This window comes from Paraglaciecola sp. MB-3u-78 (assembly GCF_002835935.1).
Lineage (GTDB): Bacteria > Pseudomonadota > Gammaproteobacteria > Enterobacterales > Alteromonadaceae > Paraglaciecola.
Genome location: NZ_PJCF01000005.1, coordinates 202,235 through 225,817, shown reverse-complemented (window position 1 = coordinate 225,817; position 23,583 = coordinate 202,235). Strand labels below are relative to the sequence as shown.

23 protein-coding genes are annotated in these 23,583 nt (G+C 42.4%); 3 read left to right on the top strand and 20 right to left on the bottom strand.

Annotated elements, in window-relative coordinates:
* Positions 1 to 296: 296 nt before the first annotated feature.
* The 18 genes from CXF95_RS12055 to CXF95_RS11965 form a co-directional block, all read right to left on the bottom strand.
* The gene (locus CXF95_RS12055; RefSeq protein WP_101198943.1) at positions 297 to 1,343 is read right to left on the bottom strand and encodes an MBL fold metallo-hydrolase; all 1,047 of its coding nucleotides are present in this window, start codon (positions 1,341 to 1,343) and stop codon (positions 297 to 299) included.
* 15 nt (positions 1,344 to 1,358) lie between these two features.
* The gene (locus CXF95_RS12050; RefSeq protein WP_101198942.1) at positions 1,359 to 2,534 is read right to left on the bottom strand and encodes a heme biosynthesis HemY N-terminal domain-containing protein; all 1,176 of its coding nucleotides are present in this window, start codon (positions 2,532 to 2,534) and stop codon (positions 1,359 to 1,361) included.
* 2 nt (positions 2,535 to 2,536) lie between these two features.
* On the bottom strand, positions 2,537 to 3,850 hold the full coding sequence (locus CXF95_RS12045; RefSeq protein ID WP_101198941.1) for a uroporphyrinogen-III C-methyltransferase: 1,314 nt from the start codon (positions 3,848 to 3,850) through the stop codon (positions 2,537 to 2,539).
* Positions 3,851 to 4,606: a uroporphyrinogen-III synthase gene (locus CXF95_RS12040; protein WP_101198940.1), complete on the bottom strand. Its 756-nt coding sequence runs from the start codon at positions 4,604 to 4,606 to the stop codon at positions 3,851 to 3,853. It abuts the gene before it with no gap.
* A gap of 3 nt (positions 4,607 to 4,609) precedes the next feature.
* On the bottom strand, positions 4,610 to 5,539 hold the full coding sequence (gene hemC / locus CXF95_RS12035) for a hydroxymethylbilane synthase (protein ID WP_101198939.1): 930 nt from the start codon (positions 5,537 to 5,539) through the stop codon (positions 4,610 to 4,612).
* Between the two features lie 66 nt (positions 5,540 to 5,605).
* Positions 5,606 to 6,199, bottom strand: coding sequence for a DUF2914 domain-containing protein (locus CXF95_RS12030; RefSeq protein ID WP_101198938.1), 594 nt, complete (start codon positions 6,197 to 6,199; stop codon positions 5,606 to 5,608).
* Between the two features lie 154 nt (positions 6,200 to 6,353).
* A complete protein-coding gene (gene ltrA / locus CXF95_RS12025; RefSeq protein WP_101198937.1) occupies positions 6,354 to 7,619 on the bottom strand; it encodes a group II intron reverse transcriptase/maturase in 1,266 nt (421 codons plus the stop codon).
* A 262-nt stretch (positions 7,620 to 7,881) separates the two neighbouring features.
* On the bottom strand, positions 7,882 to 8,103 hold the full coding sequence (locus CXF95_RS12020) for a hypothetical protein (RefSeq protein WP_232787806.1): 222 nt from the start codon (positions 8,101 to 8,103) through the stop codon (positions 7,882 to 7,884).
* 326 nt (positions 8,104 to 8,429) lie between these two features.
* Complete coding sequence (locus tag CXF95_RS12010; RefSeq protein ID WP_101198936.1) at positions 8,430 to 8,900, bottom strand: YHS domain-containing (seleno)protein; 471 nt, start codon at positions 8,898 to 8,900, stop codon at positions 8,430 to 8,432.
* A gap of 67 nt (positions 8,901 to 8,967) precedes the next feature.
* Positions 8,968 to 10,407, bottom strand: coding sequence for an IS66 family transposase (locus CXF95_RS12005; RefSeq protein WP_101197042.1), 1,440 nt, complete (start codon positions 10,405 to 10,407; stop codon positions 8,968 to 8,970).
* 177 nt (positions 10,408 to 10,584) lie between these two features.
* Complete coding sequence (locus CXF95_RS12000; protein ID WP_101198935.1) at positions 10,585 to 11,772, bottom strand: M14 family metallopeptidase; 1,188 nt, start codon at positions 11,770 to 11,772, stop codon at positions 10,585 to 10,587.
* Positions 11,772 to 12,620, bottom strand: a complete 849-nt coding sequence (locus CXF95_RS11995; protein ID WP_157828138.1) for a DUF4886 domain-containing protein — start codon at positions 12,618 to 12,620, stop codon at positions 11,772 to 11,774. The genes CXF95_RS12000 and CXF95_RS11995 overlap by 1 nt, the downstream gene beginning before the upstream one ends.
* A gap of 26 nt (positions 12,621 to 12,646) precedes the next feature.
* Positions 12,647 to 14,128, bottom strand: a complete 1,482-nt coding sequence (locus CXF95_RS11990; RefSeq protein WP_101198933.1) for a DASS family sodium-coupled anion symporter — start codon at positions 14,126 to 14,128, stop codon at positions 12,647 to 12,649.
* Between the two features lie 87 nt (positions 14,129 to 14,215).
* Positions 14,216 to 17,215, bottom strand: coding sequence for a TonB-dependent receptor domain-containing protein (locus tag CXF95_RS11985; RefSeq protein ID WP_101198932.1), 3,000 nt, complete (start codon positions 17,213 to 17,215; stop codon positions 14,216 to 14,218).
* A 116-nt stretch (positions 17,216 to 17,331) separates the two neighbouring features.
* Entirely contained in the window at positions 17,332 to 17,709 is a 378-nt protein-coding gene (locus tag CXF95_RS11980) for a DUF4880 domain-containing protein (RefSeq protein WP_101198931.1), read from the bottom strand.
* On the bottom strand, positions 17,706 to 18,308 hold the full coding sequence (locus CXF95_RS11975; RefSeq protein ID WP_101198930.1) for an RNA polymerase sigma factor: 603 nt from the start codon (positions 18,306 to 18,308) through the stop codon (positions 17,706 to 17,708). Before CXF95_RS11975 ends, CXF95_RS11980 begins: the two co-directional genes overlap by 4 nt.
* A gap of 127 nt (positions 18,309 to 18,435) precedes the next feature.
* Positions 18,436 to 19,278, bottom strand: a complete 843-nt coding sequence (locus tag CXF95_RS11970) for a hypothetical protein (RefSeq protein WP_101198929.1) — start codon at positions 19,276 to 19,278, stop codon at positions 18,436 to 18,438.
* A gap of 1 nt (position 19,279) precedes the next feature.
* The gene (locus CXF95_RS11965) at positions 19,280 to 20,359 is read right to left on the bottom strand and encodes a tartrate dehydrogenase (protein WP_101198928.1); all 1,080 of its coding nucleotides are present in this window, start codon (positions 20,357 to 20,359) and stop codon (positions 19,280 to 19,282) included.
* Positions 20,360 to 20,464: 105 nt separating this feature from the next.
* Between CXF95_RS11965 and CXF95_RS11960 the strand changes: the two genes are divergently transcribed.
* The gene (locus CXF95_RS11960) at positions 20,465 to 21,352 is read left to right on the top strand and encodes a LysR substrate-binding domain-containing protein (RefSeq protein WP_101198927.1); all 888 of its coding nucleotides are present in this window, start codon (positions 20,465 to 20,467) and stop codon (positions 21,350 to 21,352) included.
* A 47-nt stretch (positions 21,353 to 21,399) separates the two neighbouring features.
* On the opposite strand, the gene CXF95_RS11955 is transcribed toward CXF95_RS11960, so the two are convergent.
* Both CXF95_RS11955 and cyaY read right to left on the bottom strand, forming a co-directional pair.
* Positions 21,400 to 22,071, bottom strand: a complete 672-nt coding sequence (locus tag CXF95_RS11955) for an alpha/beta hydrolase (protein ID WP_101198926.1) — start codon at positions 22,069 to 22,071, stop codon at positions 21,400 to 21,402.
* A gap of 26 nt (positions 22,072 to 22,097) precedes the next feature.
* Positions 22,098 to 22,415, bottom strand: a complete 318-nt coding sequence (gene cyaY / locus CXF95_RS11950; RefSeq protein ID WP_101198925.1) for an iron donor protein CyaY — start codon at positions 22,413 to 22,415, stop codon at positions 22,098 to 22,100.
* Positions 22,416 to 22,558: 143 nt separating this feature from the next.
* Here cyaY and gmk point away from each other — a divergent pair, with 143 nt between their 5' ends.
* Both gmk and rpoZ read left to right on the top strand, forming a co-directional pair.
* Positions 22,559 to 23,203 (top strand): guanylate kinase, encoded by a 645-nt coding sequence (gene gmk, locus CXF95_RS11945; RefSeq protein WP_101198924.1) that lies wholly within the window; start codon positions 22,559 to 22,561, stop codon positions 23,201 to 23,203.
* Positions 23,204 to 23,307: 104 nt separating this feature from the next.
* A complete protein-coding gene (gene rpoZ / locus CXF95_RS11940; RefSeq protein ID WP_101198923.1) occupies positions 23,308 to 23,580 on the top strand; it encodes a DNA-directed RNA polymerase subunit omega in 273 nt (90 codons plus the stop codon).
* The last annotated feature ends 3 nt before the right edge of the window (positions 23,581 to 23,583 follow it).

Genomic DNA, 23,583 nt, shown 5'->3' with positions numbered 1-23,583 from the left:
GGGTTGCCTGATAAAAGAACACTTAGATTTTTCATAGAACGTCACGCAGAGGTGTTAGCTGTATTTTATGATTTTCATCTCTTACAAGTGACTAACCTATGATACAGACCAATATTGAGGTATCGGCAATATTGACAAATCATTATGCAAATAGGGCAAATTAAATCGAATATAATCAAATTAAAATTACACCGTAAAGATTAAGTATAAAGATATGGGCTGGTATCATTATTAGGTAACCGGATGTGATTTTTAATTTTTTTAATAACATATTTAAAATAAGATACTTATGCCTACTACAATATAATTCGTCGCCCCTGTTTAGCAAGTATAAAGTTGAAACCTAGCGTATTTCCTTGTTGCAGTTCTTGTTGAATTTTATCTCTAGGATCAAGACCACTTTTTAGACTGTATTTAATATGGCTGATGATGACACCCATAGACTGAAACTGCTCTTTTTGTTCTACCAACGAATAGAAATAAGTGAGTTCTGACATTAACCATTTTGGGGTTAAATGACCAAATAGAAGATTATCAGGTTGTTGATTATCAAATGATACTTCTATCACTAACCCTCTCAGCTTTTTCGTTTGCATTTGCTTGGCTAGGTAGTGCCAAATAGTTGCAAGTTTTTCTTGTTTCTCGACTTCGTCTGGGCCGGTGTCGCCAAAGTACACAAACAAGTTATCTTGGAATTCAATCACAAATGCAGTTGACTCAACAGAGTGGCTAAGGCTGAATGCAGTGACTTTTAGCTGGGTGTTTTGCAGACTGATACTTTGCTGAGGAACTAGGTCTATGACTTGGTATGTATTTAAAAAAGGCGGTATACCTTTATTTGTAAAATTCGGCCAAGCTTTCCAATTGAAATAGCTATCCATAATGGTTTGGTTAACTGACTTAAGTGCATAAATAGGTTTGTTACTGTCGTCTGGCGCTGCAATCAATAGTCCTGCAACATGATCTAGGTGACCATGGCTAATCAAATAACCTTTGATGTGATGCTGTAGAATATTGCCTGTTAGGGACAACTTTTTATCTGCATTTAGCGCTACGTCTTTAAAAGCATTGTTAGCCAGCGATACATTGATGCCGTTAATCACAGTACCTGCATCTAGGGCAATATAGTTAGGTTCTGATAAAGCTCTGAATAAAAAAGCGCTAAGATTGCCATCTTGAATACCACCAGCGTCACCTAAAGTGACTAGCTCAAATATGGGTGAGGCTTCAGTTGCTGTTAAAGGTTGTGCAGCCTGTAAACGACACGATAGAACAAATAAAAATACACAGAAGCATATTTGTTTGAGCTGCAAACCAGCAAAAGTGTGTTTATTTAACTGCAATCATTTAACCTTAGGTTAATTTTCGTGAGTTCCCATACTCTGCTTATACAACTGTAGGGCTTGTTGTTGATCGTCTTGTGACTCTTTTATACTTGCCATCAAAACTAAATCTTCCCGTCGATTACCCAATTTAATCGCCTTAGCTAACGCTTTTTCTGCTAATAGTTTGTCATTTGCGTTAAACGCAATATGTCCTAAAGCGGATAATAGTTCGACATTTAAACCATCTTGTTTCAGCCAAGACTCTAGTGTTTTAATTGCTGCGGTTGGGTTGGGCAATTTAATGAGCTTGAACAAAGGTATCAGGAGTGGATGAGGTGCAGATTTTTGGTATTCCACCAAAGCAAGTTCTGCATCCCCATGCATGCCTTGATCAATAAGCTGCTGTATATATGCAGCTTGCTGTGCAGGATCTTTGCGTGTGGTTCGTGGTAACGACTTCCAGTTTTGTGTTAGCTGGCCAGCCCCTTCCTTACTGGCGATTTCTGCAAAGTGACCTTTTGAGGCCTGCTGCATTAAAGGTTCGTAATCGTTACCTAGTGCTTTTTTCCAGCCTTTTAACTTGCCTTTTAACTCTAGCCATTTGCCTGCTTGACCCAGTGCTTGTGCCCAGAGTTTTAGTACCGGTGTTTGAGCTTGCTGTTTCTCACTTAGACTTTGAATAAGTGTGATCGCTTCATCTGACTGATGGTGTTGCAAGGCATCACGAATTAAGCATAAATTAGCTGCCAAGGTCGACTTTTCATAGGTTGTAGCCAAACGCCAATAACTTTTAGCTTGTTCAGGTTGCCCCAGTTGCATTTCCACTTCAGCTGCGGCTAACAAATTAATCCCATCAAAATCTTCATTTTCAATCTTTTTGAAATTTTCTTGGGCAAGCAGATAATTGGTTTCAGCCAAAGCTATCAAACCAGCAGTAAAGGCTTTTTTCTTTTTACGATCACCCCAGTTACCTAACCAATTTTTCGAACCAGAAGCAGCGGCCAGAGAAGTTTTAATCAATAAGTTGATGAGCATTAAACCGACAAAAATAGCAATCAGCGATAAGCAAAGTGACCAGACATTCATCTCGACTACCCAGCCGTTAAATTCGACCATAACATAACCACTATCGTCGAAAATCATTGCAGCAATGACGACACCTATCAGTAACAGAACTAAGACCAGAAAAATTCTAATTAGATGACTCATGATTAGTTATTTCCGTTTACAAAACGGCTATTTAAGCGTTGTTCGATTACATCTTGCAGTAATGGTGCGACATTAAACTGCTTAGGATAAGTTTTTTCAAAGTCAGTCCTTTGTAGGTTGCTAAGGCTATCAGTAAATTGAACAACACTGTCTTTTTCAGTATCGAATGACTCAATTAATAATCCAAACGCGGTTTGTATCGACTGCTGATAAAGCGTTGAGTTTTCTTGTAAGACGGCTATTTGCCCTCGCAGCAAGGCAAACTTGAGCTGCTCTTTAGATAACCATTGTTGTTGCTCAGACATAAAAGGTTTGATGTCGGCAGTCACCTTTTTAAAACTAAAAAAATTCTTTGTGGCCTCTCGCCAGTTACGGGCTAAATTTGAGCGCCAATCATCAATAGATCCTGTGACGGTATCATCAACTGCTTCTGCCTCAGGCTTTTTAAAGAAAGCTAAAGGTAAGTTATCTACTTGTTTTAGCATGGCACCTAAAGCCAATGCGATAGAGCTAGTTGAAACTGGATTCATTTGTTGCAGGGCTTGTACATCCTCTGCCAGCGCTGCCCGTATAGGTAACAAACTAGGATCGTCTAAATCTTGAAGACGACTCTGGGCAGATTGCAACATCATGGTGGCAGTTTTAACATCATGTTCTAACCAGAGTTTGCGCCCTGCCATACGTATCAGGAAATCAGCTTCGGCCAATAACCAATCCGCAGGTCTACGACCCGATACATCGGCTAGGTTACGCTGATTGGTTTGCACTTGTGCACTGGTAAGTTGGAATTGTTCAATCAGGCTTTGCATACTTATCTGTAATGCTTGGTTTTGTTGTTCTAGATCACCCTTCGCCAGTTGGTTGGAGGCAATAGAATCAGCGATGTCACTTTGTTTCTGCTCAAGGCTGATTTGCTGTTGATCCAGACTCGTTTGCTGGGCAGCTAAAACATCAGTTTGTTGTTGGCTTTGTGTTTGCCACCCCAGCCATGCCCAGTAACCTGCACCAATGATGGCGGCCAGTAGCAATAAATTAATGATAGTGAAAAACCACAATACGCCAGTGTTCCCTTTAGATGCAGTAGCGGGTTTACGTGGAATAGAAGACGCCGTACTTTTACTGCTTTTATGGCTGGTTGCTTTCTCTAAGGGATCGCTAGGTTTGGTTGGCTGATTTTCCATACTTTTATTCGATGACGATGAGGCCTGCTTGTTTTTTGTTAAGGGACTAGCCGTCTTTTCTTTAGCTAATTGTTTTTCCAACTCTGCCAGCTTTGCTGCATCTGACGGGGTTAACTTGTCCTGACTGTCTGTCATTTAATGCTCCGAAAAATGTCTTGCGCGAGTAACCAACTGTTGTGCGCATTGAATAAGTGCCTGATCACTGGCATCACTGCTAATGTCTAACTGGGTTACCCCCAGTTTAGATGCTATATCTGCGGTTCGCTGGCTAACGACGATCCAGTTTAACCTCTTAAGCCAACTCGCTTCAAAATACTCAAAAGCAGCTTGAATAACCTCACCACTGGTAGCAATAATGCAACGAATTTGCCTTGCGCGCCAGTCTTGTGTGAAAACGGGAGAGTCTAATTTGACTCGTTTATACACTTCCCACTCTGCCACTTTAGCACCCCGGCTAATCAAGACATCCCGGAGTAATTCTCTGCCGCCAAAACCTTTCATAATTATGACGCTTTGATTAACCACCTGAGTAAGTTGAGGTAGGGCAAGCAGCCCTTCCGTTCTGGGTTCCTGTGGAACAACAACCTCAAGACCAGCGACCTGTAAAATATGCCCAGTACTGGGTCCCACTGCAAAAAAACACACACTTTGGGGCCATTGATTTTTCATCAACACACATTGCTGAGCGGCCACTGTGCTGGTCACTATCACATAAATATTTTCTTCATCATGGCTGCGTAAATCGGCTAATTTTGTAGGTAATTGGCCAATGGCTTCATCATCCACAACAGTATCAATCAAGCCGCAAGCAACTGCAGATAATCCTGCTTGGCTAAATGCTTGTGCACTCGCTTGGCATTTAGCTTGAGGCCTAAGGACTAAAAATGTCACAGGCTAATCGGCTTGCAAAGCGCTGAGGATCTCCCCCGCCCCTTGGGCAAGCAACAATTCTGCGACATATTCTCCCAGCTTTTCGGCATGTTCTAGAATGTCAGTGTGCTTGGCATACAACATCGTTTTACCATCGACCGAACCAACCAAACCCCGTAACGTAATATGTTGACCATCTAATTCGGCAAAACTGCCAATAGGCACTTGGCAGCCACCCTTTAATTTGGTGTTCATTGCCCTTTCTGCCTTTATCCTAATAGATGTTTCAAGGTGATTCAAAGGGGCTAATAGCGCAATCAAATCTGCATCATCATTACGACATTCAATGCCTACGGCACCCTGCCCCACAGCGGGAAGTGATATTTCAGGCTGCATCTCAGATTGGATCCGCTCTCGCATGCCCAGTCGGATCAAGCCTGCTGCGGCTAACACAATGGCGTCATATTCACCTGCATCTAACTTAGCCAATCGGGTATTCACATTGCCCCGTAAATCTTTGATCACCAAATCAGGCCTGACTTTACGTATTTGGCACTGACGTCTCAAACTCGATGTGCCTACTACTGCATTTAATGGTAACGATTCGAGAGAATTGAAGTGATTAGACACAAAGGCATCAAAGGGATTTTCACGCTCACAAATGGCATGCAGCCCAAATCCATCAGGGAAAGCAATTGGCACGTCTTTCATAGAATGCACAGCAATATCAGCGCGACCTTCAGTCATCGCCACTTCTAGCTCTTTAATAAACAAACCTTTGCCACCAATTTTAGCTAAGGGAGTGTCTAAAATCTTGTCGCCCTGAGTACTCATAGGCACAAGATCAACTTGTAAATTGTTATGGGCGCTAAGTAACGCCGCTTTAACGAACTCTGCTTGCCATAACGCTAAGGCACTTTTGCGAGTGGCGATTCGGATAATGCGTGTTGACATGAAACTTCCTGAACAAATAATGACGTAGTCTATGTTATCAGAAACATAAGTCCTGTGAGAGCTTGGCTAAAGACAAATTTCCAGTAAAGGTAAAAAACGCCCCGGTACACTAAGTGATTCTGTTTGACCAACCTTGACTGCGCCATTTGCCCGATAAAAGTCCTCAGCAAAGGGATCGGCTTGTAGTTTGATGCTTTTTGCGTGGTGTGTTTTTGCGACAACTATGGCTGCATTCAGCAAATATTTGCCCCAGCCTTGACCGATATAGTCTGGATAACGCACTTCAAAGTGGTGACTAATTAACATTAGGTCACCTTGCCATACCTGTACTTGCCATTTTCCTTGCCAGTACCTTGGCAAACGTTTACTCGAGTAAGTGCGCCAGCTATCACCACCTATATTCAAAGTCACTGCCGCTTTTTCTTCTCCTGCATACAACCAGCGGTGAATAATTTGCTTATTCTTTAGTCCAGTGATTTGCGTGAAAAAATAAACCCGCTTCATTTCGTTGCTTTGACCTTGCACAAAACCTTCAAGATTATCGATAGGCTCTCTGTTTTCTATACTGCTGGTCAGTTGACTGCGCTCAACTTGTGCAGATGAAAATTGACTGAATACCCCTAACAATAAAATAATCAATAGTTGAGTGAATTTTTCCATAGTGATCTCCAATTGTTCTATTGAATGTTCTAAGTACTTACTTTGCACTGTTACGCAGACATCGAGTAGGGTGAGGCTTTTGCCTCATCCCTCTCACAGAACCGTACGTACGGACCTCTTATACGGCTCATGCAATTTACTGTTTCTCATTCATTTAGTAATAAGAAGCAAGAACCCCTGTTTTAAGTTTATCTATCTGATACAAACCCATTTCTTTAAACCATTTGTTGGGCATTGCGTAGTTTGCCAATGGACTCTTAGCACTTCGCCATGAATTCATCTTGATAAACTTAAAAGGAGGCTTAAACTTTAATTGTTTCAATCGCCTATGTAATCTCATCGGCTTTTTCCACAACCTCAGTTGTACCGCCCTTAATCTTCGCCGGATCCAAGTAAACAGTTGCTGTAAAATGTTGCTTATATTCGCTATTTTGAAGTAATTTACAAATCCCCTCAGTACTGGGTTAAGTCTTTTTAGCACTGTCGCTAAATTACCGGCTCCATTACGCTTAGTGAATTGTTTCACTTTTACTTTGAAGTTTTTGAGTTTCTTTTCTTGAATACGCGTGTAATTGCTACCAATTATCACCCCTAAGAATTTTATCCCCGTATCGCTATGTGCTATATGGGTCTTACGCTCATTCACTTTAAGTTTCAGTGTCACTTCTAGTAGTTGACTCGCTACTTTCAATGCGTTTTCTGCGCCTGATGTTGAGGTACAGAATATCAAGATATCATCAGCATAACGCACTATTCGGTGCTGTCTTCTCATCATTTCTTGGTCAAACTCATCTAGGTAGATATTTGATAATAACGGGCTAATTACGCCACCTTGTGGGCTACCAATCTCACTATTTTCAAACGTTGAGCCTATCATTACACCGCTGTTGAGAAACTGTCTTATCAAGTTTAAAATACTGCCGTCTGTAATACGTTTTCTCACGAATTTTAAAATCAACTCATGGTCAAGCGTATCAAAACATTTCGACAAATCCATATCAACTACGTGCCGTTTGTTGTACCTGCGTATAAATAACGTCGCTTTGCTGATAGCTTGATGACAGCTTCGCCCCACGCGATACCCATAACTCGATGGATGAAAGTGTGGGTCAAATATAGGGGTCATGATATTCGATAAACATTGTTGAACAATGCGGTCTCGAACTGTTGGAATACCTAGTTGTCGCTTGTCTCCATCATCTTTGTCGATTTCAACGCGCTTGACTGGTTGCGCTCGGTAGCGCTTTTCTTTGAGTTCAAGCAATAATTGTTTAAGCTCTTTTTCCAAATTTTGCGTAAAGTCACCTATGCTCTGACCGTCAATTCCGGCAGCGCCTTGATTCTTTTTCACTTGTTTGTATGCCAGATAAAGCGCTTGTAGTGATAACAAACGCCCATAAAGGCTAAAATGCACTCTCACATTATTGTCTCACATCACTTGGCTTTGGTTTCCTTTGTATCGGTTAGGTTTGTTTCATTATCGCAGCAAGCCTTCTAGCGAGGGATTTATCCCTATAATGCAATGTACTTAACCACCTTTATTTTGCCTCTAGTAAAGAGGAATAATTACTCCCCGTGCCCAGTTCCATCCTCAGCCTTGGTTTCACTCTCAGCCAATCAAGGAGACCTTGCCTTATTAGGCAACTCGTAGACCCGATATAAATTCCACTACACGTTGTGATTTATAAATCACTTCCCCCCTTCGCAATCAATGAAAGCTTTTGACTAAAATTGACCCTATCAAACACACTGCTGATAGTCGGCTGGGTTTTCCCCTCCACACCATTACTGGCTTTCACAGGCCTAGCCTTACTCACTACTACGGGTTCATCTGCCACCTCACACTCGCAACATTCTTGGATCACTCCTTGAACGATACGTCCAATCATTTTGATTGGATACAATGCCAGGCTTCCCCAGTTACTGCACTGACTCCCTGTTAGAAATGCCACCCTCAAACACAGCATTAGTTTGACTAAGTATTGGGCTTCGCGCTATTTTGGACGCTTACCCACCAATGCCGCCGAAACAGGTTACGGTTAGTTGTGTACCTCTAACTTCCTATGGCTTCCTTCAGACCCCACCGTTAGCCGGTGACGCCCTTGCCATTCGGATTATCTTCCCCTTAGTCAGGGTGATCAGGCTTCTTTCAGCCTGTCGGGTTTGCCAGCTTCGCTGGGCAAACAAAAAAAAAGCCTGATAAACGGGCTTATGGTTTTAATAAATATCATTAGTTGCTTCGAAATTTACTGACATTAGTAATTTCAGGATAATTTTTATCTGCAGAAACAATGTCTGCTTCTATAGTAGAAAGCCAATCCTGTTGTACTTTCTTGTTATAGTTTAGATATAACTTTCCCTCTTCGATGTGCCATGCTTGAGGATCAATCCCCGCCGTTTTTCCATCCGCCATTGCCCATGCGCAGTAGCCACCGTATTGAACAGCATACATTTCTGGGTTTTGTTTGAACAAGTCTACATTCTTTTGGCTAGAGAAACGCCAATTAGCATCACGCCATAAAAATTGGAACTTCTTATTACCTGCAACGGCTTTACCTTGGGTAAAATAAGCAACGGTGTCATAACCATCCATCGCGGTATCGTTAAATATTCCTGTGTTCACTGCGTCATCAAGGGCAAAAGCAGGTACAGTGAAAAGTGTAAAAACAACGATACTTAGGTATTTCACAAACTTGTTCATTTATCTCTCCGTCTATCATTATCAATAATCTCGTGAGATTAAACCGGAAGAGGTTGATTATTCGTAACTATTCAGGTCGCGCAGATGAAAAGATGTCAGGAAGCCTGCCCTTGAACAATAGTCGCAACGCCTCACTTGCTGAAACATCTTGCTTGCGACAACTGGATATGTAACTGCGAAGCAAACAAAACATATCCGCACCGTTTTGACTTCTGAAACATCCCGATATTTTTTGATGTACTTTTGTCATTCGAATATCGTTTTCCCCTTGATTGTTAGTAAAGGGGACATCTTTTATTTCGATAAATCTAAGCGCATCATTTTCAAATTCTCTGAGCCGTTCAAGCAAGGCGCGCGCTTTGGTTCGTTTTAAACGACCCCGTTGTCCTGCTGGTCGGTCCTCCTCATTTGGTGGCGGACACTCCTTATCACCCTCAAAGAGTATTTCACGGTACTGTTCTCTGGCGACGCGGGCAGACTCTGGCGTTAACTTACCGTCATTATCCTTCACGTCCTGACAAAGCTTGGTCAGCAGTGCACGCATTTCATTGGCCCATTTCTGCTTGTCTTGCTCCCACGCTCTTTCCAATTCTCTCAAATGATGGGCATTGCACAGAGAATGTTCACATAGGATATATTTGTAGTAAGGTTTCCAGTGGTCATGGCACAGAATGCCCGTAAAGCATGGCAGTATCTCGGCCGCATCCATGGCCTCTTTCCCACGTTTATCGTGGGCATGGAAATACGTCCAGGTAAGTGATGAGGCACAATGTAACCAACGCCGCTTGCCGTTAATGTTGACGCCTGTTTCATCAACATGCAGCACGGGTGATGCTCGTAGTGCGGCTTTGATCCGATCCGCGGCACCTGTTTGCTCAATTAAATCTGACGCTTTTTGATTGAAGTTAAACAAGGTTCCCGCACTGATCGGAATATTGAGTTGATCGGAAAAATACTCTTCAATACGTTTATAAGGCAGCAATTGATATTGTGACAGGTAAACCGCGTGCGCTTTAATGCCATCGCCATATTGGATAGCACTGTTAACACCTTGTGGAAACTCAGCTGTGAATTTCTTGCCTGTTTCGTTGAGCAGTATTTGCGCTCTGTATTCGGTGACCATGCGTGATATTTCTATGTCAACCACTTGACGACACTGGACGCCAGCATCACGATACTTCCCAGGAGGCAATAGCGCCCTGTTTACGGGAATATCCTTGACTACATCGGGCTCTTCGAACGGGCTCAGCGTTTTACCCTCCCGCCCTTTCTGGCCGCCGGCCGGATTGTCAGATTTAGTCCTTGAATTCTTCTTTCTATCAAAATCTGTGGAGGGTGGTTTACTGCTGTTTTGGCTATTTAGTCCTAATCGATTAGCAAGCAAAGACACAACCAGCATGATCAATTCAATTGCCGCTCTTAAGGCCGGCGAAATTGATTTATCCTCTGTAAGCAACTTTTTTGTTGAATCGATCACACTGTCGATTTCAATGCCGTCAATCTTCATTGGTTAATAACTAAAGTGATATTAAGGCAAGTCTGACATCCTAGCGGGATCAGTCAATACGATCGCTGGGATCGTCAAAATATATTTTCATGAGGCTGAATAGTTACGATTATTCTTTCATCACTAAGTGAACATTCATCATCTGGATAAGCGAGATGCAATGACCGGACTAATATTTTATGGTGCAGTCGCTGAATAAATAAAGGCTTGTGGCGGCGTTTCAAGCATTTGTTCAACAAGAGTTTGCGCAGCAATGCTGGCAACGTGGTTAATTAATTCCCTTTGGGTGTTGTCACCTAATTCAAATGTGACTGCATGTACCTTATATTTATCTGCAATATATTGCTTAAACACCCCTCGCCCGGGGCTTGAACCTGGCTTGGGCCTAACAACAAAAGACGAAACCGTTTCAGTTTTTATTTTACTCAACCAGTCATTGGAAAATTGGCTGGGTGCCACAGTGTAATCTGTTGGCATAGTATAAAATATATCCTGTTGAGTGGAGTGAAAGTCCAAAGCAAATACGATGCGTTGTGAGCCTGTTAGCAGGTTATCAAATTTTGCTTTAATCAAGGCTGTTTCAACTTGAGTGAATTTCCCCCAGTCACGATTTAGGTCAATACCTTTACTATTGTGCCGCCAGTTTCCAGCAGCTACACCGTCAGGATTCAGATTAGGGACAATCAGTACATTAAAACGCTCAAGAAAAGCTTTTTGAAGTTGGGTGCCTTGTGCTAATTCATCAACAAAACCAAGCAGCGCTAGTGCACCTGTCACTTCTGGTGGATGTTGACGGCCTAAAATCAATAACCATTCAGTATTATTGGCGTTTTGCGAAATTAAGCCATCAATGGGCCGACCTAAAGTAGAGTTACCTAGCTTGATCTGGGTAAAACTACTGGCTTGAGCTACCTCGCTCATCCAGCTTAGGTATTGTGCATTATTGATAATTTCTTGCCCTGCAATAAATAACGTTTTGGTAAGGGTAAGTTCAAACGTTATCTGATTGTCTTTGATCACAAAAGGTAGGTCTTGCCAGGTTTTGCTGTCGATACTCATCTTAGGCAGGTATCTAGGCTTAGATTGTTTTGCTTGAATGCTAATTTTTATTTGCTGGGTTTTGGCAGCTTCATTTAGTTCAACTTTAAAGGCATACCAAGGGCTTGGGTTAATCGGGCGATTTTCAGCATCGGTGGTTAATAAATAATGATTGTCGGATAACTGTTCACAACTATTGAGCTTGGCCGTTTCAAAACTAGTGGTAAAACTCACGGCTTTAAACTCACAGCTCTTTGCATAAAGATTTGCACTAAACAAACAACACAATAAGCTCAGCAGTGTGTTTCTATGACTAATTGATCGCATTATTTAACCTTTTTAAAAAACTGTTGAGTGACTTTCCAACTGAGTTTTTGCAAGGCCAAAGCGGTAGCTTTATCCAATTTCCCAGTGAAAATGATGCCCTCGGGGGAGCGTTGATACAAGGTTGCATAAAATACACAGGCAGCTAAATAAGTGCCCGCTTCACTGGGGTGTTTCCAGTCTTTTCGGTAGGTAAGTTGATTTTCGCGGTCAACACCTAACACATCCGGCACAAACAGTTCGATATTGCTGAGCTCTGTTTCTGCCATAGCAAAAGCAACACCTACTGGTACCACCAACACCTCTAACTTATTAGCTAATTTAGTATACACATTGGCAAGATCTGCCCCCATATCGGGCTGACCTTTATAACCCCAAGTCATAAACAATATTGGTTGTATGCCTTTCGCTTTTATTTGTTTAACCGCCTTTGCAGTCGCTAAAACAAACGCCTTATTTTTTTTGGCGCTAATAGGCTCATTACTGTGCCCCTGTAAAACAATGGCGTCCCAACTTTGAGATGCATCACTTAATATAGAGTCTAAATCGGCACTGTGCTCGCTTATATGTCCACCAGACAACGTGGATAATCGCAGCCGATTTTGTTGTCTTTTCCATTCTCCAGAGGAACGGATCAAACTGCCAAGATGATTGTGTATGCCATTGTTGTAAAAACTAAAACTATTACCCACAAATAATACCCGTATTAACAAACGTGTTAGGTTAGATGTGGGTTGGACGTTGGGAGCGACTATGGCCTTAAAAAAGGCATCGCTATTATTGACGTTATCTTTTGCATGAATATTGTGACATGAAAAAAATAGTAAAAACGCAAAACTGGAAATTTTCAAAGCTAACTTGTAAAACGTAACCCCCCTCATAAAAACACCAAAGGTGCTAACCAAATTGAGACGGCAGAAAGTAATATCATACCAATCACGTTTAGTACCGCACCTGCACGGACCATCTGCGGGATATTGATAAGTCCAGATGCAAATACAATAGCATTGGGCGGTGTGGCAACTGGCAACATAAAGGCACAGCTTGCTGCTAAAGTAATTGGAACACACAATAATAATGGCGACACACCTAGTTCAAGGGCGACTGCAGCGACTACTGGTAAAAAGGTGGCTGCTGTTGCGACATTGCTGGTGAGTTCAGTTAAAAATATCACTAAACCGGTGGCGGCAATCACTAAGGCAAATATGCCAAATGCGCCAAGAGGAGTGAGACTACTGCCTAACCAGGCTGCCAGACCCGAAGAAGAAACAGCAGCGGCTAAACTTAAGCCGCCACCAAACAAAATAAGTACTCCCCAAGGTAGTCGATTAACATCATGCCAAATCATAATTTGCGGTTGTTTTTTATCGCCACTGGGTAATAAAAACAATAACAAGGCTGCTGACATCACTATGCCAGTGTCAGTCAAAAAATCGATATTCAGCAATGTGGATATAGGTCTTCTAACAATCCAAAATATGACCACTAGTGCAAAAATAGCAGCCACACGTTTTTCTGCGGATGTCATTTTTCCTAAGTCATCCTTTAATTGTGCTAAATGTTTGTTCACCTCAGGGTTAGCCGGAATATCTATTTTAAAGGTCCAGCGCGTAAGAGATAACCAAGCCAATGGCAACATCACTAACATCACGGGTACTCCCACTAACATCCAGCTAGCAAAGGTGATTTTAATGTCATAGTTTTCGTTTAGAAACGCGGCTAAGAGTGCGTTAGGTGGGGTGCCGACTAATGTGGCTAAACCACCTATTGTAGCGGCATATGCCAGTCCAAGTAACATGGCTACCTGAAATGATTTGGTTTGTTCTTGATTCAGGTGGGTATTGTTGTCTGCAATCACTCTAGCCACAGATAATGCGATGGGCATTAACATCATAGTGGTAGAGGTGTTCGTCATCCACATGGACAATAATGCAGCAACCAACATAAAGCCGCCAATCAAGCGACTACCGTCAGTACCGGTATAGGATAAAATGGCCAAGGCAATACGTTTGTGTAAATCCCATCTTTCTACAGCAAGGGCTAAAATAAACGCACCGAGGAACAAGTAAATTATCGGATTGGCATAAGATGCTGTGGCTTCTGCCAATGTACTAATACCCAAAAATGGAAAGACAACAATCGGTAAAAATGCGGTAACCGGCACAGGTACCGCTTCTGTTGCCCACCAAATGGCCATCCATAAACCAACAGCTGCCACACGCCATGCCGCAGGTTCCATTGTGGTTTGGGATCCTCCAAATAACATCATCAAGACAAAAACGCCTGGTCCCATTACCAAACCTATATCTTGGAATCGAGCACGATGTTGATCGGTAATATCCGGTAAGCTATTACTCATTTTACTGCCTTGTGTTTAAGTTAATTTATTGATTGAGGCGGGCCAGATCATCTAAGAAAGTCTGGCCCTTGTAAGGATAAGAAAATATTAGAACTTGGTTTTGAAGTCCATGTAATAGCTGCGACCAAAATCTCGATGTGCATCGGAGGAGAATCCGAAGTAGTTGCTAGTAAGTGGTGCCCGCTCGTCGGTTAAGTTCCGAATGCCTAAACGTAAACGAGTACTGATGTCATTCACATCAAAGTTATAATCAAAGGTGGCATTAAACGTGGTCATTGAAGGTACGACATAAAGTGTACCATCATCTAGAGTTAACCTACTTTGATAAAAGCTACCTATCTTGTTACCACTCAAAGATGCGGCGAGATCACCTTTGCGCCATGAAACCCGCATCGATTGGCGTTTTTCTTGGTTACCATCTTGACCGATTAAATCAGCAAAACCATCAATAGGTATATTAGCTGGCAACACACCAGATTCTTGTGCAGCTACCAGTAACGCCGCTTGACCACCCGCCACTTGTTCAAATTTTTCAATGAATGAACCGTTGTAACTGAACTTGAACTTGCCGATTTCAGTTTGTAAGTCGTAATAAATACCAATGTCATAACCTGCTAAGTTACGGTCATCCAGATTCGCATATTGGTCATCTATAAATTGGATATCGCCTCCGGCACAAAGGCCAGCTGCTTCGTATATCGCGGTTTGATCATCGTCTGGAGCTTGACGTGTGACAGCAGGATTAAACTGCGCTGTATCACAATTATTTAGGCCATTTTCAATCCGCGCTAATAAATCCAATACGGTATGATTTTCTTCTCCAAACAAACCAATAGTATTTTCTTTATCTATTGACCAGTAATCGAAGGTGATAGTGAAATCATCTGTAGGGGTCAGTACCAGACCCACAGAGGTATTAGTCGACTCTTCAGGTTCTAGAAGACCACTACCTTGAGCAATACGTTGTATGGAGTTTCTACAATCAAGCGTATCTTGGTCAGGATCACCGCCGTTTTCTGCTGCATAGATACACGCGAAATCATTTCGAGTATTATTACGTGCCACGATACTTTCGTTGATGGTCACTAGGTTAGGCGCTCGAAACGCTTCTGACCATGAACCACGCACCAACAACATATCTATTGGACGCCAGCCAAAGGCCACCTTACCTACAGTGGTGTTACCCACATCAGAGAAATCCTCATAGCGTAGTGCCACCTGAGCGTTTAACGTTTTGAGAATAGGGACTTGAAGTTCCGCAAATAATGAAGATACGTCACGTTCGCCTGAGTTATCAGGCGTCGGGCTTGAGTTAACCACATCTGATACGAAAGGATAAGTGTCACCTTCATAATCGGTGAAAGCAATAGTGCCGTCCAGTCTGTCATCTCTGTCATCAACAAATGACTCGTTACGATATTCAACTCCTACTACAAAACCGACAGGGCCAGCAGGCAAAGTAAATATTTCAGGATGAGAAAATTTTGCATCAAAAGTGGTTAATTCCGTTTCACTTAAACGCACTACATCAATCAGAGCACGCTCAATATTAGAATCCACTCCACCACTAAAAGGGTTGTAAGCTGCGGCTGTGGAATCAAATAAGGCTTCTGCCATCAGGGTATTTGATACCCGGTTTCGGGTAACGTCATCTTTTGTCGCCTTGGAGTGTGCAAAGGCCGTTTCCCAGTCCCACTCACCCATTTCACCTCTAAATCCCTGTAAGAAACGGTAAGAGTCGCCGTCGTTATCGATAATACGCGGTAGCTCGGCAAAGCGATAATTATCAATAGTTAATTCAAGGCCACTGCATGGCACATCAGGAATACTCTCATCCGCTAACCTGTTCGGTGAGCCACAAGGGCCAAACGGATTATAGTAATTTTCTGCACCCACTCTGAGTTTAGAAGTTGAAAAAGAAGCACTGGCATGGCGTCTCAAGTTGGTTTCTGACTTGTAGTAAGACATTTCAGTGAAGGCTTCAACGCCGTTTTCGAATTCATGGTTAATAAACATAAACAAGTTCAACCGCGAGAGTTCTGAACTGAGGTCGCGATCGGCATTTAGGTTGAGACGATTAGTCCCTTGGCCATCTATGGCACCGCAGGTAGTGGCATTGAGTGCGTATTCACAACGTGCATCACCAATAGGGTAAGTTTCAAATTCACCGCTCCCGTCAGTAAATATATCTCTTACACCTGCACCTGATGCACTGCTAACTAAGTCATATTGACCAAATAGTGAATTGGCAGAATCCCTACGAAATCCGGTATCACCAAACCACGGTGAATCTTCAGGCACCCGTGACCGAAAATCAGAATTGGCCCAACGTTCATCATCTTGGGAGTTGACTCTGTCCCGAGAGAAATAATTGAAAAAGGTGCTAACGTTAGTTCTACCTTCATTAAAATCTTTGCCCCACTCAAGGGTGAGGGTTTGTTGGTCTCGGGGTAAATGTTGATATTCTGCCCATCTGCCTGAGAGTGTAAACCCAACAAAATCAGATTTTATAACGTGGTTTACAACGCCTGCTACGGCATCTGCTCCATAGATGGCTGATGCACCATCGCGCAACACTTCCACTCGATCTAAGCCGACAACAGGAATAGTATTGACATTCACCGAGGTGACCGGCACAAAACTACCGCCCACTTCTTCAGTTTGATAGGACGCCGAGTTGACCATTCTTCGACCATTAAGTAATACTAAAGTGTTACCAGTACCCAAGTTACGTAAGTTATAGGTGCCTATGTCACCCCTTGCGGAATTCACGCCGCCACTAATATTTTCACCTTCATTAAAAAAATTTTGTCCATTTTCAGGAATAAGTTGTAACAAGTCATCTATGGAATCAATGCCCAAAGTACCTATCACTTCAGAACCGATGACAGTAACCGCTAGGGCCTCAGCTACTTGTCCGCCTTTGATATTGGAGCCGATCACTTGAATTTTTTCAACTTCTTCTTCTTTGGTATTGGTTGTGGCCTCTTGGGCAAAGCTCGACAATGAAAAAAGAGAAGCGATAGTGAGAGAAAGAAGTTTGGGGGTAAATCGATGGGTATTATTTTTAGTAAAACAATGTGTCATGTGTTTGCCTCGATGAATGAATTGTTATTCTTTTCATACTTAACGCGTGAGAATTGAAAAACCCCTACTATTTTTTACATTTTATTTACAAAGAAGTAAAAACTTGACGATTAGTATCAAATAATATTTTGAACGATAGGCAGACTTAGGCCCACTAAAATAAGGCCGATAGTCAATGAATAGGCCCATGCCGGACTGGCGGTGGTTTGTGGGATATTGGTTTGGAACTCGGGTCTAGGTAGGTGACTTGGAAATGGCAGCACTTTGGACGTCTCCACTAAATGCTCCATGCTTTTGATGCAGGAACTTTTAGCCCACAATTCTGATAGCTCTAAGTAAGCTTGTTGATGTGACGCCTGTTGTTGTAACCAGTCATAAAATGCAATCTGTTGATTATTGTCTAGGTTTTCACTATCAAGCACCGCTAACCAGTTAGCTGCTTGTTCAAGCACACCTTCTGATACTTCATAGCCTGACCACTCTTCAATATTCAATTCGAATTTACCCGCAGTTTATTGTTTTTAACTTGTTGCGCTTTTTGTACAAAATTGCGACACAAAATAAGACCTTTGCTTAAATGGTTTTCCACGGTCTTAGTGGTAATCCCCAACATAGCCGCAATCTCGCTATGACTTTTTGCCTGTATCTTTCTTTGTACAAATACCTGTCGACAAATAGGTGGCAGGTGATTGATCGCTTCAAGTAACAAGGCTTCTTGATCTTGCTTAATTAACTCATCTTCTGAGTTTTGAGATTGCCAAAGTTCATTTGCATCCATATCACTAACACTAGCCTGAAAATGTGAATTCACTACCTTTTGATGGCGAATGATAGTGATTGCTAAATTTTTAGCAATAGAATAAAACAAAGGTTTCAGCAAAATTAGTTGCTGTAATGGCTGTTGTTTATTGGGGTTTTTCTGGACTAACAAATAAATTTTTAAATAGGCTTCTTGCAAAATTTCTTCTGCTTCGCCCTTATAAACCATATTTTTCAAGATCGCTAGTTGCTGGGCTTTGGTCTGTGCAATAAACTGTTGCATTGCACTTTCTAAGTTTGGGTCATTGGACTGTGGACTATGACTATCTATCATCTTTACCCTTATTTTTTTGCACCGACATTTTCCTATATCCGAAATACACGTAAGATAAACCAAATTGTCAGATTTGTTTCGGGGGTTTTTAATTCGTAAAGAATTAGCTCTGCTTCAAAGATCATTATCAATTACGACCATAGAATTTCGCCACTGTATTCTGCGCAATTGTTTGCAGGAATAACATAGTTTGTGGATCAATCGCCCCATAGTAATCATAACTATTGCCTACAGGGGAAATGCCATAGATGCTCGCAAATACTGTTGCAGATGCCAAATAGGTGCCGGCAAGATCGGGGTGTGAGCCATCAAAAGACTTGTGGAGTTGCAAATTGGGTCTTAGCCGATAGGCTTCTTCGAAAGCAAGACCAACGGGTATCACTAAGGCATCAATTTTGTTCCCCGCTGCCACATACAAAGACGCAATATCCTTAATCATGCCGGGGCGATATCTAGCATGTGGTTCTACGTAAGAATGGGTCATGTAGAGGACAGTCTCACCACCGGCTAGCTTAATTTTTGCAGCAAAGTCTTTTGTGGTTTGCATAAAACGCTCCCGCCTCTTCTCTGACAGTGGTGCAGCACTTCCACCTTGCAAGATGACAACTTCAAAAGGCTTATCAACGCGAAGGTTTTCGGGGTTCAGTAAGTGATCAATATTGTGGTCAAAGATTGCTGCGCCACCAATAGTGGCTGATTTGTAGCTCATTTCGGAGCTATCATGAATGCCCGCCGCGATGGCTATTCTGCGAACATGATTATGGACGCTGTCTCCGTAATACAGGTAGCTGTTACCGACAAACAATATATGGGTTGGGTTTTCAAGTTGTAAGCGTTTCACTTTCGGTTGGGGCCAGTCTGAGCTATCGACCGCAAGCTCTGGATTTGTAGTTTTATCAAATGATCTAGCGCAAGACGCTACCAAGAATTGAACACCCACAATAATGAGTATTATCGTTACCTTGTGCATTTTATTTGTTTCCTTGATGCAAAATTTGATTTGCGATTGCTTTACCCACTTCTTGGGTAGAGGCCTTGCCTCCCATATCAGGCGTGAGCACACCACCGACCAAGACTTTCTCGATAGCAACCATTACAGCTTTGGATGCCTCATGTTGTCCGAGATGCTCAAGCATCATCGCACCTGACCAAATCTGTCCAATTGGATTAGCAATATTCTGGCCATAAATATCCGGTGCTGAGCCATGAACAGGTTCAAACATAGAAGGGTATTCGCCTTCTGGGTTGAGATTGGCTGAAGGGGCAACGCCGATAGTTCCGGTGCAAGCTGCACCAAGATCAGATAGGATATCGCCCATCAGATTGGAGGCAACAACCACATCAAATTTCTCTGGTTTTGTAACGAAATGCGCTGACAGAATGTCGATATGATACTGTTCAGTGGTGACATCAGGATACTCAGCGGACATTTTTTCAGCTCGCTCATCCCAGTATGGCATCGCAATGAAAATACCATTGGATTTGGTGGCCCACGTCAGTTTTCGCTGGCGTTTCATGGCCGTCTCGAAACCGTAGCGCAGAATTCGGTCAACGCCTTTACGTGTAAATACGGAATGCTGGATGACTGTTTCTTCATCAGTATCTGGCGATATGACCTCACCCTGATCAGAGTATTCACCTTCGGTATTCTCTCGGACAATCAAAAAGTCGATATCACCAGGAACTGCGCGGACAAGCGGCGACGTCATACCTGGCATCAAACGAATTGGCCTGAGATTCACATATTGATTAAATTCACGCCTAATTGGCAGCAACAATCCCCACAGTGAAATATGGTCAGGGACGCCAGGAAAACCCACAGCCCCTAGATAAATTGCATCATGCAGACGAAGTTGCTCTAGGCCGTCATCGGGCATCATTTGCCGATGTTTGGCGAAGTACTCGCACGACCAAGGATACTCAGTCCATTCAATCTCAAATTCAAACACTTTTGCTACGGCGTTTAATACACGTTGCCCTTCAGGCAAAACTTCTTTACCAATCCCATCTCCGGGCAGGCAAGCAATTTTTAAGTAGTGAGATTTATTCAAACTGAGTTCCAGTTTTTTATTAACAGTTGTTGCAATGCTGTTACTTTACATTTAATGGTCATTAGTAAACAATAGTCACTAATGTAAACTCATTAAACATAAACTGTGAACAATCTTCCTGCACCACAAGACTTGTTGGTATTCACCGCAGTCGCTAGATTTGGCAACTTCAACACAGCCGCCGATGAACTGGGCATGTCACCTGCTTTTATTTCCAAACGTGTGCGTTTATTGGAATCTATGCTGCATCTCAAACTTTTCCATCGCACAACGCGCAGTGTTTCATTGACTGACGATGGCGAGCGATTACTTGGGCTCGCCACGGAAGTGCTAGATAAACTCGATAGGCTTGTGGCAGAAAGTGGCCTTGGCGACAACACACTTAAGGGCCGCTTCCGGGTTTGCAGCAGCTTCGGATTTGGCCGCAAAATTGTAGGTCCCATCATGGGTGAACTTATCGCGAACTTTCCGGAGCTTCACATTAGGTTCGAAGTGTTGGATAAAGTGATTGACCCAGTGGCACAAGGCTTTGATTTAGACTTGCGTATTGGCGACCAAATTGCGCCCCACTTGATCGCCCGCAAACTGGCTGAGAATGAGCGATGGCTAGTAGCCGCACCTAGTTATCTCGCAAAAAACGGAATTCCTAAACGTCTCTCAGAGCTCAGCAAACATCGATGCATCGCCATCAAAGAGCGAGATCATCCAGTCGGCGTCTGGCAAATGAACATCCGTGGTAAGCAAGAATCTATTAGTGTTAATGATGCAATTTCCACAAATAATGGCGAGATTGCTGTTGACTGGGCGCTAGCAGGTTGCGGAATATTATTGCGTTCTGCTTGGGACATTAATCAACATGTGACGTCGGGCAAGTTGCAACGGGTGTTACCCGAGTACAGCCAGCCCGCCAGTATATATGCAGTCTACCCAGCCGAACTTAGAGACACTCACAAAATTAAAACCATTGTCGATTTTTTTCGTGAGCGTATTTGAAATACCGCAGCACAGTGTGTCGTCGCGGTGATGGAGAAAGTTCTGCTTTACTTGAGAGTTTCTTGTAACCAGGTTGAAATATCATTTAATTGCTGCATACACACATTGTGTTGCATGGCATATTCATGCCAAGTAACTTTATAGCCGTTGCTTTCTAACACTTTAAACGCCGCATTGCCCATAAAGATTGGTACTACATCATCGTGAGTGCCGTGGGCAACAAATATGGCTGTATTTTTGTTCGCAGCGTGCGCTTCATCACTGAGTTTTTCTGGCTCACTCATATAGCTAGACATAGACATAACACCGGCCAAGGATTTTTCGTAGCGAGTGCCTAGATGCAAGGCAATCACTCCACCTTGAGAAAAGCCCGCCAAGACAATTTTATTTGCCGGAATACCTTGGGCAATTTCTTTTTCAATTAAATCGGCGACTAAGTCTGATGACTCTTTTACACCTTGGCTATCTGCCCTGTTATTAAAATCTAGGCTGGTAATATCGTACCAAGCACGCATCGACATGCCATTGTTGATGGTCACTGGGCGCGTAGGTGCATGGGGGAAAACAAACCGAATGCCTAGTTCATCAGGTAATTTTAGATCAGGTACTATTGGGGCAAAACCATTACCAGAATCGCCTAAGCCATGGAGCCAAATGACTGTGGCTTTTGCCTTACTTTTAGGATTGACTTCAACATAAGGTAAAGCTTGTTCGCTCATGGACATTATCTCTTTGGGTTAATGGCTTATTTTTTAAGGGTAATAGTTTGCTCAGCTTGCTTAGACACCGCGTTATCTAAAAACGACCAAAACTCTACCCCTGTACGTTCATCTATCCATTGCTCGTCTTGAAAGTTAAAATGATGACCATTAAACTTAGTCGCTACCCATAATTGCTGTAAAGGTGGCTGTTTATTGATGATGATTTTGGTACCGTTCTCAAAGATCATGGTTAATATACTGCTGGCTGACTCATAATCGATGTCGACTTCACACTCGTCGAGCATTTCTTCAATGTCAATTAACAAGTCATCGCTCATTTGATGATATTGGCTATCGTTCATGTTGCTTTACCTGTTTGATTATCTGGCTGCGGAACTAAATGATTGTTTAACACTAATACACTGCGACATATTGCATACAATAAGATTATGCTAACATTGCTAATCAATCGCGACATAATAATTAATCATTAAAAGATAAAAAAATGCCTCAAACTCTTGGAAATTTATTTATTTTGGCGGCGCCATCCGGAGCCGGAAAATCTAGCTTAATAAAAGCTCTATTAGAAAAACACCCTTCCACAGATGCCCATGATAATGCTATGCAAGTATCTGTTTCACATACGACAAGAGCACCACGCCCCGGAGAAATTGGTGGTGTGCATTATCATTTTGTTGACCACACAGAATTTGAGTCACTGATTGAGCAAGGTGCCTTTTTTGAACATGCAGAAGTATTTGGTCATTATTATGGCACTTCTAAGGTCGTCATAGAGCAAACTCTGCGACAAGGTATAGATGTTTTCCTGGATATTGATTGGCAAGGAGCACGGCAGGTCAAAGCACAAATACCCGATACCGCGACCATTTTTGTTGCTCCGCCTTCAAAAGAAGAACTAAAAAGACGTTTAACTGAACGGGGACAAGACTCATCTGAGGTCATTGAACAACGTATGATCAATGCTGTTTCTGAAATTTCCCATTATCATGAGTTTGATTTTGTGGTTGTGAATGATAACTTTACTGCCGCATTGGCTGAGCTAGATGCGATAGTGACCACTCGCCGTTTACGCAAAGAAAAACAGATTATTCGCCATCAGCAATTGTTTAATAATTTATTAGGATCATAATTGCTGTTTCTGTCATCATTAATAGATCAAATTACTTTTAAAATGTCGCATTAAACAGTACACTACGCGACCTTTTTTTCATATTACACCCGACGGAGATCATCATGGCCCGCGTAACAGTTGAAGATGCTGTAGATAAAATTGGCAACCGATTTGATTTGGTTTTAGTTGCTGCTCGTCGTGCTCGCCAAATTGCTATTGAAGGTAAAGAGCCCTTGGTAGAACGTGGCACAGATAAGCCTACCGTAATTGCATTACGGGAAATAGAACTAGGTTTAGTGACGGCTGATACGTTAGAAGCTGAAAATCTTCTCGATCAACAAGCAAATGACCAAGCTGAATTTGCTTCTGTAGCAAACATTCTGCAAGAGCAATAATTC